Consider the following 14723-nt stretch of genomic DNA (forward strand, 5'->3'; position numbering starts at 1 on the left):
GGAGAGAGAATGATGAAAGCTTTAATCGTAAGTGATAGTCATAGCTCTGTGAAGGAATTACAGCAGTTGAAAGAGAAATATGAAGGGAAAGTAGATATCATGATTCATTGCGGTGATTCAGAGCTAACGCCTGCTCATGAAGAACTGCAAGGTTTCCGTGTTGTAAAAGGAAACTGTGATTATGCTAACTTTCAAGATGAAATTGTAACTGATGTAGATGGAATTCGCTTCTTAGTTGTGCATGGACATCGCCATAATGTGAAAATGACATTACAAACGCTAGCGTACCATGCTGAAGAAGTGGGAGCGCAAGTTGCATGCTTTGGACATTCTCACGTATTAGGTGCGGAATTAATCGAGGGCGTTTTGTTTATTAATCCAGGCAGTATTTTATTACCACGTCAGCGTGTAGAAAAGACATTTGCTTTATTAGAAATGGATGAAAATCAAATGGAAGTTCGTTTTGAAACGTTAGACGGACAACTAGTTGAACAAGCAGTTTTTAAAAGAGGATAAGAAAATTTATCCTCTTTTAAAAAAGGTGTTGACTTTATGTGTGGTTATACATATAATAAATATTGTCGATAGGGCAACGGCGCTAACGAAGAAAAGAAAATAACATATGCGGGTGTAGTTTAGTGGTAAAACAAGAGCCTTCCAAGCTCTGGTCGAGAGTTCGATTCTCTTCACCCGCTCCATGTCCCAGTAGCTCAGCCGGATAGAGCATACGCCTTCTAAGCGTACGGTCGGGAGTTCGAATCTCTCCTGGGACGCTAAAAAAACCTTGTTATCTTTTGATAACAAGGTTTTTTGTTTGTCTAAAATTTAATGTTTGGGTTATAGGTGTAGTTCATTCTTGATATTTGCGACCTTTCCTTTGATATTAAGTAGTTGCATATGTACTTCTTTTTCTTAAATAAAAAGAGCGCCATTTATGCGCCCTATTCCTCTTATTTAATTTAAAGAATCAATAGGTTTATGATGGAACTCAAATCCATATCCAGATTCTCTTAATTGTTTACTTACAATATTATAAAACTCTTTACCATTCTAGTACAATTCAGCAGCAGTTATCGGAACTTATTCCCGGTAGTGTGTTACAATTAATAGAAGCGGAAAACGAGAATCTCCAATTGACTGGACCTGTGATTGGTTAGATGGTTTAAGAAGGTCGTATAAAAAAGGGAGATGGCGCAAAGATGGCGAGATCAAATGAGAATGATTTAACGGAGAAATTGGCGGAAGGTCACCGGAAATATGGTGATGGCAATTTTACAGTACAGAACATCGGTGATGAAACTAACCCGAATTGGACTGTCGTAAAAAATGTGAGGAAAGGATCGGCAGGCATTCGCGAAGGAGAAGATATATTAAGACTGCGATCAAAATATATAAAATAGTACGGAAATGGGCGGAGCGGGAGTTCGAATCTCTCCTGGGACGCTAAGAAAACCTTGTTATCTTTTGATAACAAGGTTTTTTGTTTGTTTTAAATTAGTTGTTAATAAACTTGTCAAAGACAAAACCATAATCTTTCACATTATATTGTTTCTTCGTATCAACAAGCCAGTTAAAGGCGATCTCGTTCATCTCTTTAAATTGCTCTGCTAAGTTTACTTGTGCGTTTGAAATGCGGCTAAAGGCATTAGATGCCATATCTAAACTTTTATGTGCATATTGTAATGTAATATCGTTGTCGTATGAAATTTCTTCGATTTTAAGTAAAGCCTTATATAAATCTTTTAATTCTTCAATATGTTTTTTATGAACATCAATTGAGTAATGCTCATCGCCCATTTGGAACTTAATTTCTACATCTAAATCAATCGTTCCCGCAGTTTCAAGCGCTACGTTTTTAATTTGATATTTACTATAGCTAAAGCGGCGTAGTGTACGTTTTTTACTTGTTGCGCTTGTACCGTCTAAGTGAATTAACCCTTTGTTTGTGAAGCAATATTCATCTGATTTCGATTTGATTAGAAAGTAAATTTTCTCCCCATCTTCATGCATTACATAATCATCGGCATCGACCTTATCATAGTCTTTAGGTGTAATAACAGAACCTACATCGCTTAGTCCTAATACATCTGCGGCCATTTTTTTAAACATATATAATCCCCCTTGTAAATTAAAGTCTTAATTGTACAAAAATATATTAACATGATCTTCATCCTTTGTTTTCTTGTAATACGAAAATATCTGAAGGTAAGTTAAGAAAAGTAATGAATAATTATTTTGATCCTAAATTATTTAGTAAATCTATTAGTTTAAGAGTGGATTCTCCGAAAAATAACCAAGAGAAAAAAGTTAATTTTGCAAGTGATTATAAATAAATTCCGTGAAAGCACCTCAAGCGATATGAGGTGTTTTTCAATCTCTTTTTGAAATCTTACAATTCTGTAAGGTAACTGTAAGGTAGTTCGATGGTAAGAAATTGCTAATCTTTTATAATGAAGATAACAACGATAAAACGAGGAGGCAGAAATGATGAAAGGATTAGTTGTAACGGGCTTGACGGTTGCTTTTGGATTTGTAGCGTATGAGAAATTAACGTATGTAGTTGATGTTGTGAAACATTTGATTGCTTAGAGAAAACAGCCATGAGAGGGAAAGGGAATGAGTGAATGAATGGAATGGTTATTTGGAATTATAGGTACTTGTAGTGTAGTGTTATTGTTCTTTGTCCCAAGTGGTATACTTAGTTCGACAACAAGTTTGTTCTTCTTAAGTTTGTTTGCTTGTACGATGCTTATTATTATGTTTTTAATGAAGCGAAGTAAACCAATCTTCTATTTTAGCATGATTGTTATGGCAATTATTGTTCTCCAAATTATTACCCTTGTAATATACCCCACAATTATAAAAGCTTTCCATTAATGATGAATCCTCTGCGTTTGTTGCTGGGGATTTTTACTTGTACAATTTTAATTTTTAGTAGAGATTTATTTGTATTGGAATGTAAAAATTAAATATTTTCATATTTCAAACAAATAATTTTGGGATGTTGTGTTCTCATTACGCATTTGATATATTTACTTTGAACATAATTAAAATCAAGAAAAAGAGGCGGACGTATGGATAAAAAAGAAAATACGGTCGTATTGTTTCCACAACTATCAGAGCGCTATATTGATGAAGGTTTTTTAGCGCTGAAAGAGCGGAAGTTCGAAGATGCATTGCGCTGCTTTGAAATATTACGTCAGTATAATGCGGAAACGGAACAAACGGAATTAGCTTCAGTTATTTGTTTACTCGAATTAAAACGTATGGAAGAAGCGAAAGACAAATGTGAACAGTTGCTTAAAACAGGAGTTGTCTTATTTGGTGATATTCTTGAAACGTACGTGACTATTTTAGTTCAAACAAATGATTATGAAGGTGTTATTGAAACTGTTGAAAAGGTTTTACAAACGAAAGATATAATGCCTGATCAAAAGGAAAAATTAGCGCAGCTTGCTTTATTTGCAGAAGGTATGCTAAATGAGGGAGACGCATCGCTAGTGGATTCAAATTTTGAGTTGGATGAGTTTACTAAAGAAATTTTTGGAGAAAACTTTGGACAGAAGCTAAGAGCGATTCAGCGACTTTCATTAAAAGACTTAGATCTTGCATTACCTGTTTTAAAGAAATTTTTAATAGACGAAGAGCAACACCCCTATTTGAAAACTTCTATTTTGTATAAAATGATAGAAAGTCAGGTAGAAGAGGAAATAGAGGTAGAAAAGTTTGGGAATACGATTAAGGTAATTCCAGCATTTACAGGTCATAATGAGGAGCAATCCAATAACATTATACATAAATTATCAAGTCGATTAGAGCAAAAATATCCCGATATATTTGAAGCGATGGTTACATATTGGAAAGAATTGCAAATTAGCGTTTTCCCATTCGCTCTATTAATGGATAAAGAAGAGATTTGGTCAGCTGTTTTAGAGAGAATTGGAAGAAAGCGTTTCGGATTGGCTATTGATGAAGAAGAGCTTATGGCAGCATACAATATCGAATTGGAAGAGTTTCATATTGCCTATCAATGGTTATTACGTGTTGAAAGAGAAGGATATTTGCCCGTATAATTATGAAAAAGAATCGTTCAGTTCTTGAAACGAGCATATTCTATGTTATAATGTAAGGGTTGCAAAAGGCAGAAAACTGCCTGTTTGTAAGAGAAGAGAAGTGTAATTCTCTTACTTAATATGTTTCATATTATTCTCGAACAAAATATACCGTAGTTGTCTTCTGGGCAATTAGTAGATTGGAACATTATATCTGAAAGCTTTTGCTAGAGGATTATTTGTGTATTTGTTATTTCAAAAAAGAGATAATGAAGATCTTAATCTATAGAGGTATGTGCATACATTATTATAGTTGGAGGGAAAGAATAAATGTCTACAAAATGGGAAAAATTAGAAGGTAACGTTGGCGTTTTAACAATCGAAGTTGATGCTAAAGAAGTAAACAACTCTATCGACGCTGCGTTCAAAAAAGTAGTAAAAACAATTAACGTACCAGGTTTCCGTAAAGGAAAAATGCCTCGTCCATTATTCGAACAACGCTTTGGTATTGAATCTTTATACCAAGATGCTTTAGATATCATTTTACCAAAAGCATACGGTGAAGCGATTGAAGAAGCTGGTATCTTCCCAGTTGATCATCCTGAAATCGACATCGAGAAGTTCGAAAAAAATGCTAACCTTATCTTCACTGCAAAAGTTACAGTAAAACCTGAAGTTAAATTAGGTGAGTACAAAGGTTTAGCAGTAGAAAAAGTTGAAACAACTGTAACTGACGAAGATGTAGAGAACGAATTAAAATCTTTACAAGAGCGTCAAGCTGAACTAGTTGTTAAAGAAGAAGGAACTGTTGAAAACGGTGATACAGCTGTAATCGACTTCGAAGGTTTCGTTGATGGCGAAGCATTTGAAGGTGGAAAAGGCGAAAACTACTCTCTAGCAATCGGTTCTGGTACATTCATCCCAGGTTTCGAAGAGCAAGTAATCGGTCTTAAATCTGGTGAGTCTAAAGACGTTGAAGTATCATTCCCAGAAGAGTACCATGCTGCTGAATTAGCTGGCAAACCAGCAACATTCAAAGTAACAATTCACGAAATCAAAACAAAAGAACTTCCTGAGTTAAACGACGAGTTCGCTAAAGAAGCAGACGAAGCGGTTGCAACTCTTGATGAATTAAAAGCAAAACTTCGCACAAACTTAGAAGAAGGCAAAAAGCACGAAGCTGAGCACAAAGTACGTGACGAAGTAGTAGAATTAGCTGCTGCTAACGCTGAAATCGAAATTCCAGAAGCTATGATCAACACTGAGTTAGATCGTATGGTTCGTGAATTCGAGCAACGTTTAAGCCAACAAGGTATGAACCTTGAGCTTTACTACCAATTCACAGGTACTGATGCTGACAAATTAAAAGAGCAAATGAAAGAAGATGCACAAAAACGTGTAAGAATCAATCTTGTTCTTGAAGCTATCATTGAAGCTGAAAACATCGAAGTTACTGAAGAAGAAGTAACTGCAGAAGTTGAAAAAATGGCTGAAATGTACGGTATGCCAGTAGACGCTATCAAGCAAGCTCTTGGAAGCGTAGACGCTTTAGCTGAAGATCTTAAAGTGCGTAAAGCTGTAGACTTCTTAGTAGAAAACGCTGCATAATAAAATAACAAGGCACGATTAAAATCGTGCCTTGTTTTATAAATATAGAAATATATTTATAAAACTTTTCGATGGAGAAGGAAAAGTTCCTTTACAAGTCGAATATACATATTTCAAAAGTTTTAAAAATTTTTTATTTGTACATAACTAGTCATATTATTTGTATTTCTCGCCACGTAGTGACATAATATGTATTTACATACGATACATTTATCGTGTACATACGAAGGCAAGAGGTTAGCACTTTGTAAGGGGTGTGAAAATATGTTTAAATTTAATGATGAAAAAGGGCAATTAAAATGTTCTTTCTGTGGTAAAACACAAACGCAAGTTCGAAAGTTAGTGGCAGGTCCAGGTGTTTACATTTGTGACGAGTGTATCGAACTTTGTACTGAAATTGTACAAGAGGAGCTTGCGAAGGACGAAGAAGTAGAATTCAAAGATGTACCGAAACCGGTAGAAATTCGTGAAATCTTAGATGAGTATGTCATCGGGCAAGATAGCGCGAAAAAAGCACTAGCGGTAGCGGTATATAACCATTACAAACGCATTAATTCTAACAGCAAAATTGATGATGTAGAATTAGCGAAGAGTAATATCGCACTTATCGGGCCAACAGGTAGTGGTAAAACATTACTTGCACAAACGTTAGCGCGTATTCTAAATGTTCCATTTGCAATCGCGGACGCAACATCTTTAACAGAAGCTGGATATGTTGGAGAAGATGTAGAAAATATCTTACTAAAATTAATTCAAGCAGCTGATTATGATGTAGAGAAAGCGGAAAAAGGAATCATTTATATTGATGAGATTGATAAAGTGGCACGTAAGTCCGAAAATCCATCAATTACACGTGATGTATCTGGTGAAGGTGTGCAGCAAGCACTTCTGAAAATTTTAGAAGGTACTGTAGCAAGCGTTCCACCTCAAGGTGGTCGTAAGCATCCGCACCAAGAGTTTATTCAAATTGATACAACGAACATCTTATTCATTTGTGGTGGAGCGTTTGATGGCATTGAGCCGATTATTAAACGTCGCCTTGGTGAAAAAGTAATTGGATTTGGTTCTGAGAAGAAAAATGCTGATGTAAATGAGAAGCATGTTTTATCTCACGTATTACCAGAGGATCTTTTAAGATTTGGTTTAATTCCAGAGTTTATCGGTCGTCTTCCAGTTATTGCGAACCTAGAGCCACTTGATGAAGATGCTCTTGTTGATATTTTAACGAAACCGAAAAATGCACTTGTTAAGCAATTCCAAAAACTATTGGAGCTTGACGATGTTGAGTTAGAGTTTGAAGAAGGTGCACTAATCGAAATTGCGAAAAAAGCAATTGAACGTAAAACGGGTGCTCGTGGACTTCGTTCTATTATTGAAGGCTTAATGCTTGATGTAATGTTCGAACTTCCATCTCGTAAAGATATCGAGAAGTGTATTCTTACAAAAGAAACAGTAGCTGATAATGAGCCGCCAAAATTGGTGTTACAAGACGGTACTGTACTTGATACAAAAACATCTGCATAATGCGAAAGGGAAACAGCAATTTTTATAATTGCTGTTTTTCTTTATGTTTAGCTACGTTCCTCCGCGGAAATACTAAGAGATAAAATATTGCGGGAGGAAATAAATAATGAGCTGGACAAATATATTTTTAGTTGTTCAACTTGTTTTTGGTGTAATTGTCGGATTGTATTTCTGGCATTTACTTCGAAATCAACGAACACAAAAAGTTTCAATTGATCGAGAATCGAAAAAAGAATTAGAACAACTTCGTAAAATGCGTGAGATTTCTTTAACAGAGCCGCTAGCAGAAAAGGTGCGTCCTACAACCTTTTTAGATATTGTAGGGCAAGAGGACGGGATTAAGTCGTTAAAAGCGGCTCTTTGTGGTCCGAATCCGCAACATGTAATCATATATGGCCCACCAGGTGTTGGGAAAACAGCGGCAGCACGTCTTGTATTAGAAGAAGCGAAACGAAATCCTAAATCTCCATTTCGTACGAATGCAACATTTATTGAACTTGATGCGACAACAGCTCGGTTTGATGAACGTGGTATCGCAGACCCTTTAATTGGTTCGGTGCATGATCCGATTTATCAAGGTGCTGGGGCGATGGGGCAAGCAGGTATTCCGCAACCGAAAAAAGGTGCTGTAACAGATGCACATGGTGGTATTTTGTTTATTGATGAGATTGGCGAGCTCCATCCGATTCAAATGAACAAAATGTTAAAGGTGTTAGAAGATCGAAAAGTATTTTTAGAAAGTGCGTACTATAGTGAAGAAAATACAATGATCCCAACATATATACATGATATTTTCCAAAAAGGCTTACCGGCAGATTTTCGCTTAGTTGGAGCAACGACACGTTCGCCAGAGGAAATTCCTCCTGCTATTCGGTCACGTTGCTTAGAAGTATTTTTCCGTGAATTAGATACGGAAGAAATTCAAAAAGTAGCGAAAAATGCCGCGGAAAAAGTGGAAATGCAAATAGGTGAAAATGGTATTGAGATGATTGGGATGTATGCAAGGAATGGACGAGAAGCGATTAATCTCGTGCAAATCTCTGCGGGTATGGCGATAAATGAAGAACGTTCTTTCATTAAGGATGAAGATATAGAGTGGGTTGTTCACTCAAGTCAGCTTACACCGAAATATGAAAAGCGCATTTATCCGATTCCAAGGATTGGTCTTGTAAATGGTCTTGCTGTATACGGACCAAATACAGGTGCGTTATTAGAAATTGAAGTAACAGCAATTCCGGCGAAAGATAAAGGATCGGTAAATGTTACCGGAATTGTGGAAGAAGAAAGTATTGGTAGTCAAACGAAATCTATTCGTCGTAAAAGTATGGCGAAAGGCTCTGTTGATAATGTATTAACAGTACTTCGTTCTTTAGATGTGTTGCCAGAAGGATACGATATACATATTAATTTTCCAGGGGGTATCCCAATTGATGGCCCTTCTGCAGGAATCGCTATGGCAACAGGTGTATATTCTGCGGTGCATCGCACGTATGTAAATAATGAAGTAGCGATGACAGGTGAAATAAGTATACACGGAGAAGTAAAGCCTATTGGTGGTGTATACGCAAAAATAAAAGCTGCGAAAAAAGCGGGAGCTAAGAAAGTCATTATTCCTGCTGAAAATATGCAACCATTTTTGTATACGATCAAGGGAATTGAAATTATTCCTGTCCGTAAGTTAAAAGAAGTATTTGAGTTAACGTTTATGCAAGGAAATATGCATAGAGAGCTAGATGTACATACTAACGTAGACGAAACAGATGCACAATCTATGTAAAAATAAACAATAATAAAATTTGCCAGACTTCGTTTAAGTTTGTATGCTTAATCGGAGTCTTTTTCTTTTCGTGAGGTAGAAAAACAAGCTATTTACAATTGCGCGGAATCTCAGCAATTGCATCTAGGTGTATTGTAATATAAAATAGTTGAACAGGAGTTTAATTTATTATGGAGGTGCTATGTCTAGTATGAATACGAACGAAAGAATCGTGCCCCTCCTACCATTAAGAGGCGTTCTCGTATATCCAACGATGGTTTTGCATCTTGATGTAGGACGTGATAAATCGATACAAGCACTAGAGCAGGCGGCAATGGATGAAAATATCATCTTTTTAGCAATGCAAAAAGAAATGAATATCGATGATCCGAAAGAAGATGACATATATAGTGTAGGTACAGTGGCGAAAGTGAAGCAAATGTTAAAATTGCCGAACGGTACGCTTCGTGTCCTTGTGGAAGGTTTACATAGAGCAGAAGTAATAGAGTTTATCGAAGAAGAAAATGTAGTACAAGTGTCTATTAAAACGGTAACTGAAGAAGTAGAAGATGATTTAGAAGAGAAAGCTTTTATGCGTACGTTACTGGAGCATTTCGAACAATATATTAAAGTTTCGAAAAAAGTTTCAAATGAAACTTTTGCAACGGTAGCTGATGTGGAAGAACCAGGGAGATTAGCTGATTTAATTGCTTCTCACTTGCCGATTAAAACGAAGCAGAAACAAGAGATTTTAGAGATTGTATCTGTAAAAGAACGATTACAAACACTTATTTCAATTATTCAAGATGAACAAGAGTTACTTAGCCTAGAAAAGAAAATTGGGCAAAAAGTGAAACGTTCCATGGAGCGCACGCAAAAAGAATATTTCTTACGTGAGCAAATGAAGGCGATTCAAACTGAACTTGGCGACAAAGAAGGCAAGGGCGGAGAAGTAGAAGAACTTCGTGAGAAAATTGAACAGTCAGGAATGCCGGAAGAAACAATGAAGGCTGCCCTGAAAGAATTAGATCGTTATGAAAAGTTACCAGCAAGTTCTGCGGAGAGTGGTGTTATTCGCAATTATATTGATTGGTTATTAGCGCTTCCGTGGACAGAGGCAACAGAAGATATAATTGATCTTGCTCATTCGGAAGAGATTTTAAATAACGATCATTACGGTCTTGAAAAAGTGAAAGAGCGTGTACTTGAATATTTAGCTGTACAGAAGTTAACGAATTCATTAAAAGGACCTATCCTTTGTTTAGTAGGCCCTCCTGGGGTCGGCAAAACTTCGTTAGCGCGTTCAATTGCAACATCATTGAATCGTAACTTCGTCCGTGTATCTCTTGGTGGTGTGCGTGATGAATCTGAAATTCGTGGTCACCGTCGTACATATGTTGGAGCAATGCCAGGACGCATTATTCAAGGTATGAAAAAGGCGAAAACAGTTAATCCAGTCTTCTTATTAGATGAGATTGATAAAATGTCTAACGATTTCCGTGGAGATCCATCAGCGGCATTACTTGAAGTATTAGATCCAGAACAAAACCATAACTTCAGTGATCATTACATTGAAGAACCATATGATCTATCAAAAGTTATGTTTGTAGCAACTGCTAATACACTTTCAAGTATTCCAGGTCCATTACTTGACCGCATGGAAATCATTTCGATTGCTGGCTATACAGAACTTGAAAAAGTACACATTGCTCGTGAGCATTTATTGCCGAAACAATTAAAAGAACATGGCTTACGAAAAGGTAATTTACAAGTGCGTGATGAAGCGCTGCTTGAGATTATTCGTTATTATACACGTGAGGCTGGTGTTCGTACGCTAGAGCGCCAAATTGCAAAAGTTTGCCGTAAAGTAGCGAAGATTATCGTTACAGCAGAACGTAAACGTATCGTTGTGACAGAGAAAAAGATTGTTGATTTACTTGGTAAACACATATTCCGTTATGGGCAAGCTGAAAAAACAGACCAAGTTGGTATGGCAACAGGTCTAGCTTACACAGCAGCAGGCGGCGATACACTTGCCATTGAAGTTTCTGTAGCGCCAGGAAAAGGGAAACTAATTTTAACAGGGAAACTTGGGGATGTTATGAAAGAATCAGCACAAGCTGCGTTTAGTTATATACGTTCTCGTGCAGAAGAGCTTCAGATCGATCCGAATTTCCATGAGAAAAATGATATTCATATTCACGTTCCAGAAGGAGCAGTTCCAAAAGACGGACCGTCAGCAGGTATTACGATGGCAACGGCACTTATTTCTGCGCTAACAGGTATTCCTGTAAGTAAAGAAGTGGGTATGACAGGTGAAATTACACTTCGTGGTCGTGTATTACCAATTGGTGGTTTAAAAGAAAAAACATTAAGTGCTCACCGCGCAGGCTTAACAAAAATTATTTTGCCAGCAGAAAACGAGAAAGATTTAGATGATATTCCAGAGAGCGTAAAAGAAAACCTTACGTTTGTGCTTGCATCTCATTTAGATGAAGTATTGGAGCACGCATTAGTAGGAGTGAAACAATGAAAGTAACAAAAGCAGATATTGTAATTAGTGCTGTTAAACCAGAACAATATCCAGACAGTGATTTACCAGAAATTGCATTAGCAGGTCGTTCAAATGTGGGGAAGTCTTCCTTTATTAATAAAATTTTAAATCGTAAAAAGTTAGTGCGTATTTCTTCTAAACCAGGAAAAACGCAAACGCTGAACTTTTTCTTAATCAATGAGATGATGCACTTTGTTGACGTTCCAGGTTATGGATATGCAAAAGTATCTAAATCAGAGCGCGCTGCATGGGGGAAAATGATTGAAACGTACTTTACAACTCGTGAGCAATTAGACGCAGCTGTATTAGTAGTTGATTTACGTCACCAACCAACAAGTGATGACGTGATGATGTATGATTTCTTAAAGCATTATGAAATCCCAACAATTATTATTGCGACGAAAGCCGATAAAATTCCGAAAGGGAAATGGCAAAAGCATTTAAAAGTTGTAAAAGAAACGCTTGCTGTTGAAATTGGCGATGAAATTGTTCTATTCTCTTCTGAAACAGGACTTGGAAAAGAAGAAGCGTGGAAAGCAATTCATAAATTTACAAAAACAAAAAACGCGTGACGAATGTCGCGCGTTTTTGTTTTGCTAAATTTTTTAGCGTACGTTTAATGTAACTTCAATATTTCCTCGTGTTGCTTTCGAGTAAGGACATACACCGTGAGCCGCTTCTACAAGTTCTTGTGCTTCGCTATGTGAAACGCCAGCCACATGTACATCAAGTACAGCAGATAGACCGAAACCACCATCTGTATCTTTTCCGATAGAAACGTGAGCAGTTACTTCTGTACTTTCTACTTTCACACGTTTTGTACGAATGACAAGTTGTAATGCACTATCGAAACAAGCTGCATAACCAGCTGCAAATAGTTGTTCTGGATTTGTTGCTTCTCCGCCTGCACCACCTAGTGCTTTCGGCATTTTTACATCAAGATTTAATATGCCATCATCTGAAACTACTTTCCCATTTCTTCCACCTGTTGCTGTTACTGAAGCAGTATATAATTTATCCATATTTATTCCCCTTTTCCATCATTAATTGTTTTCATTGTGTCAATTAGTTTATTTAGTTGAATTAATAAAGAGCGATATTCTTGCTCTGTAATTCCTAAGTTTGTAGCCATCGTTGTCGGTAATGAACAAGCCTTTTCCTTTAAATCTTTGCCTTGTTCTGTTAATTCAATACAAACTTTTCGCTCGTCTTCTTTGGAACGAACACGTTTTACAAGTTTTAATGATTCCATGCGTTTTAACATAGGTGTTAAAGTACCAGAATCTAAAAATAGACGTTCTCCAATTTCTTTTACTGTTAGTCCATCTTGCTCCCATAGTACGAGTAAAGTAATGTACTGGGGATACGTAATACCCATTTCTTCTAAATAAGGTCGATAAAAACGAGTAACCTCTCTAGAGCAGGCGTAAATAGAAAAACAAAGTTGGTTATCTAGATGCAAAGAGTCCTCTGTCATAAATAACTCCCTTCTAATTAAGTTGTGTGCAATTTAATTTTGTAAAACCAATATAACGAAAAAGAAATACAATGTCAAATACATTGTATTGAGAAAGTCTTTGTTGCATTTTGGAACAATCATACATATTTTCCTTCATGATGAAAGAAGATAGGGAAGATGATGTTATAATTTATATGGAATAGTTTCCATCACTTGATTATGAGGGCTTTTTTTGGTAACGTACAAATAGAGTTATTAATTTATAATCATTATAAAGTAGAAGTTTTTTTATTAGTGTTACTGAATCTCCTTTATTACATACGGAGAATAATTAAAAAATAATCGGTTGTTCACACGATTGTCAGATTCATAAGAGGAAAGTTGTATTATGATAGTAGATAAAGTGATAAAACGGGTGAAGGGGGACATGCTGCGTGCATATTCTTGTTGTTAGTGTAAATTATCGAACAGCCCCTGTAGAATTTCGTGAGAAACTCACATTTCAGGCAGCAGAACTAGAGCGAGCGATGACTACATTACAAAATCAAAAGAGCGTGTTAGAGAATGTCATTGTATCAACTTGTAATCGCACTGAGATTTATGCTGTTGTCGATCAATTACACACGGGACGGTATTATATTAAGAAGTTTTTAGCTGATTGGTTTCAGCTTGAAATAGAAGAAGTCGCGCCATATTTAACTATTTTTGAACAAGATGGTGCAATAGATCATTTATTCCGCGTAACGTGCGGTTTAGATTCTATGGTAGTCGGAGAAACGCAGATTTTAGGTCAAATAAAAGATAGCTTTTTAGAAGCGCAACAAGTTAAAGCAACAGGCACAATTTTTAATGAATTGTTTAAGCAAGTCATTACATTAGCAAAACGTGCCCACTCAGAAACAACAATCGGGGAAAGTGCGATGTCTGTTAGTTATGCTGCTGTTGAGCTTGGAAAGAAAATATTTGGCGAGTTAACAGATTGTCATGTGCTTATTCTTGGTGCTGGTAAAATGGGCGAACTTGCACTGCAAAACTTATATGGAAGTGGTGCTCGTAAAGTAACAGTTATGAATAGGACGCTTTCGAAAGCAGAAGTAATGGCTGAGAAATATATGGGACATGCAAAATCGTTAAGCGAATTACAATGTGCATTATTAGAAGCAGATATTTTAATTAGTTCAACTGGTGCATCGGAGTATGTCATTACGAAAGAGATGATGAAGAAGGTAGAGAAAATGCGCTCTGGTCGCCCTTTGTTTATGGTTGACATTGCAGTGCCACGTGATATTGATCCAGCGATTGATGAGCTAGAAGGTTCTTTCTTGTATGATATTGATGATTTACAAGGAGTAGTGGAGGCAAACCGTGCTGAGCGTTTGAAAGAAGCAGAGAAAATTCAATTTATGATTGAAGAGGAAATTGTTCTATTTAAAACGTGGTTAAGTACACTTGGTGTTGTTCCATTAATATCAGCTCTTCGTGATAAGGCACTTGCAATCCAAAGTGAAACGATGGTAAGCCTAGAGCGAAAAATACCAAACCTTAGTGATCGTGAGAAAAAAGTCATTAGTAAGCATACGAAAAGTATTATTAATCAATTATTAAAAGACCCAATTTTAGTAGCGAAAGAAATAGCTGCTGAAGAGGGAGCGAGCGAAAAATTAGCGTTATTTGCGAAGATTTTCGATTTAGAAACGGAAGACGTAGAGAGTTGTGCGGAAGAAGTAGAACATAAAAAAGTGTGGACACCATCCGTTCCGTCTTTATAAT

Annotated in this window: 13 protein-coding genes and 2 tRNA genes; 12 read left to right on the forward strand and 3 right to left on the reverse strand. The window is 36.5% G+C overall.

Annotation, left to right across the window (positions count from 1 at the left end; genetic code table 11):
- Positions 1–12 precede the first annotated feature (12 nt).
- The 4 genes from B9A45_RS06920 to B9A45_RS06940 all read left to right on the forward strand — a co-directional run bounded on the left by B9A45_RS06920 (position 13) and on the right by B9A45_RS06940 (position 1400).
- The gene (locus B9A45_RS06920) at positions 13–516 is read left to right on the forward strand and encodes a metallophosphoesterase (protein WP_000645505.1); all 504 of its coding nucleotides are present in this window, start codon (positions 13–15) and stop codon (positions 514–516) included.
- 108 nt (positions 517–624) lie between these two features.
- Positions 625–698, forward strand: a tRNA-Gly gene (locus B9A45_RS06930).
- Position 699: 1 nt separating this feature from the next.
- A tRNA-Arg gene (locus tag B9A45_RS06935) sits at positions 700–773 on the forward strand.
- Positions 774–1199: 426 nt separating this feature from the next.
- Positions 1200–1400 carry a hypothetical protein gene (locus B9A45_RS06940; RefSeq protein ID WP_000124460.1) on the forward strand — a complete coding sequence of 67 codons (201 nt, stop codon included), beginning with the start codon at positions 1200–1202 and terminating at the stop codon, positions 1398–1400.
- Positions 1401–1494: 94 nt separating this feature from the next.
- Here the strand turns inward: B9A45_RS06940 and B9A45_RS06945 are convergent, their stop codons facing one another.
- Positions 1495–2109, reverse strand: coding sequence for a PH domain-containing protein (locus tag B9A45_RS06945; protein WP_000473868.1), 615 nt, complete (start codon positions 2107–2109; stop codon positions 1495–1497).
- A gap of 519 nt (positions 2110–2628) precedes the next feature.
- On the opposite strand from B9A45_RS06945, the gene B9A45_RS06950 reads away from it, so the two are divergent.
- The 7 genes from B9A45_RS06950 (at position 2629) to ysxC (ending at position 12066) form a co-directional block, all read left to right on the forward strand.
- Entirely contained in the window at positions 2629–2877 is a 249-nt protein-coding gene (locus B9A45_RS06950) for a hypothetical protein (RefSeq protein WP_001983650.1), read from the forward strand.
- A gap of 197 nt (positions 2878–3074) precedes the next feature.
- Complete coding sequence (locus B9A45_RS06955) at positions 3075–4073, forward strand: hypothetical protein (RefSeq protein WP_000358271.1); 999 nt, start codon at positions 3075–3077, stop codon at positions 4071–4073.
- 309 nt (positions 4074–4382) lie between these two features.
- Positions 4383–5660 carry a trigger factor gene (tig, locus tag B9A45_RS06960; protein ID WP_000105215.1) on the forward strand — a complete coding sequence of 426 codons (1278 nt, stop codon included), beginning with the start codon at positions 4383–4385 and terminating at the stop codon, positions 5658–5660.
- Positions 5661–5924: 264 nt separating this feature from the next.
- Entirely contained in the window at positions 5925–7184 is a 1260-nt protein-coding gene (clpX, locus tag B9A45_RS06965; RefSeq protein WP_000472289.1) for an ATP-dependent protease ATP-binding subunit ClpX, read from the forward strand.
- Positions 7185–7290: 106 nt separating this feature from the next.
- On the forward strand, positions 7291–8961 hold the full coding sequence (gene lonB, locus B9A45_RS06970; RefSeq protein WP_000119180.1) for an ATP-dependent protease LonB: 1671 nt from the start codon (positions 7291–7293) through the stop codon (positions 8959–8961).
- 181 nt (positions 8962–9142) lie between these two features.
- Positions 9143–11473 carry an endopeptidase La gene (gene lon / locus B9A45_RS06975; RefSeq protein WP_000097285.1) on the forward strand — a complete coding sequence of 777 codons (2331 nt, stop codon included), beginning with the start codon at positions 9143–9145 and terminating at the stop codon, positions 11471–11473.
- Positions 11470–12066 (forward strand): ribosome biogenesis GTP-binding protein YsxC, encoded by a 597-nt coding sequence (gene ysxC / locus B9A45_RS06980; RefSeq protein WP_000869116.1) that lies wholly within the window; start codon positions 11470–11472, stop codon positions 12064–12066. The genes lon and ysxC overlap by 4 nt, the downstream gene beginning before the upstream one ends.
- Before the next feature lie 33 nt (positions 12067–12099).
- On the opposite strand, the gene B9A45_RS06985 is transcribed toward ysxC, so the two are convergent.
- Both B9A45_RS06985 and B9A45_RS06990 read right to left on the reverse strand, forming a co-directional pair.
- A complete protein-coding gene (locus tag B9A45_RS06985; RefSeq protein WP_000359781.1) occupies positions 12100–12516 on the reverse strand; it encodes an organic hydroperoxide resistance protein in 417 nt (138 codons plus the stop codon).
- A gap of 2 nt (positions 12517–12518) precedes the next feature.
- Entirely contained in the window at positions 12519–12971 is a 453-nt protein-coding gene (locus B9A45_RS06990; protein WP_000133916.1) for a MarR family winged helix-turn-helix transcriptional regulator, read from the reverse strand.
- A gap of 416 nt (positions 12972–13387) precedes the next feature.
- Between B9A45_RS06990 and hemA the strand changes: the two genes are divergently transcribed.
- The gene (gene hemA, locus B9A45_RS06995) at positions 13388–14722 is read left to right on the forward strand and encodes a glutamyl-tRNA reductase (RefSeq protein ID WP_084063954.1); all 1335 of its coding nucleotides are present in this window, start codon (positions 13388–13390) and stop codon (positions 14720–14722) included.
- The last annotated feature ends 1 nt before the right edge of the window (position 14723 follow it).

Source organism: Bacillus sp. JKS001846 (assembly GCF_900176455.1).
Lineage (GTDB): Bacteria > Bacillota > Bacilli > Bacillales > Bacillaceae_G > Bacillus_A > Bacillus_A cereus.

Excerpts from the sequence above, each read along its gene's own strand:
- B9A45_RS06920 (WP_000645505.1), top strand. The coding sequence starts at position 13 with ATGAAAGCTTTAATCGTAAGTGATAGTCATAGCTCTGTGAAGGAATTA.
- B9A45_RS06940 (WP_000124460.1), top strand. The coding sequence starts at position 1,200 with ATGGCGAGATCAAATGAGAATGATTTAACGGAGAAATTGGCGGAAGGT.
- B9A45_RS06945 (WP_000473868.1), bottom strand. The coding sequence starts at position 2,109 with ATGTTTAAAAAAATGGCCGCAGATGTATTAGGACTAAGCGATGTAGGT.
- B9A45_RS06950 (WP_001983650.1), top strand. The coding sequence starts at position 2,629 with ATGGAATGGTTATTTGGAATTATAGGTACTTGTAGTGTAGTGTTATTG.
- B9A45_RS06955 (WP_000358271.1), top strand. The coding sequence starts at position 3,075 with ATGGATAAAAAAGAAAATACGGTCGTATTGTTTCCACAACTATCAGAG.
- tig (WP_000105215.1), top strand. The coding sequence starts at position 4,383 with ATGTCTACAAAATGGGAAAAATTAGAAGGTAACGTTGGCGTTTTAACA.
- clpX (WP_000472289.1), top strand. The coding sequence starts at position 5,925 with ATGTTTAAATTTAATGATGAAAAAGGGCAATTAAAATGTTCTTTCTGT.
- lonB (WP_000119180.1), top strand. The coding sequence starts at position 7,291 with ATGAGCTGGACAAATATATTTTTAGTTGTTCAACTTGTTTTTGGTGTA.
- lon (WP_000097285.1), top strand. The coding sequence starts at position 9,143 with ATGTCTAGTATGAATACGAACGAAAGAATCGTGCCCCTCCTACCATTA.
- ysxC (WP_000869116.1), top strand. The coding sequence starts at position 11,470 with ATGAAAGTAACAAAAGCAGATATTGTAATTAGTGCTGTTAAACCAGAA.
- B9A45_RS06985 (WP_000359781.1), bottom strand. The coding sequence starts at position 12,516 with ATGGATAAATTATATACTGCTTCAGTAACAGCAACAGGTGGAAGAAAT.
- B9A45_RS06990 (WP_000133916.1), bottom strand. The coding sequence starts at position 12,971 with ATGACAGAGGACTCTTTGCATCTAGATAACCAACTTTGTTTTTCTATT.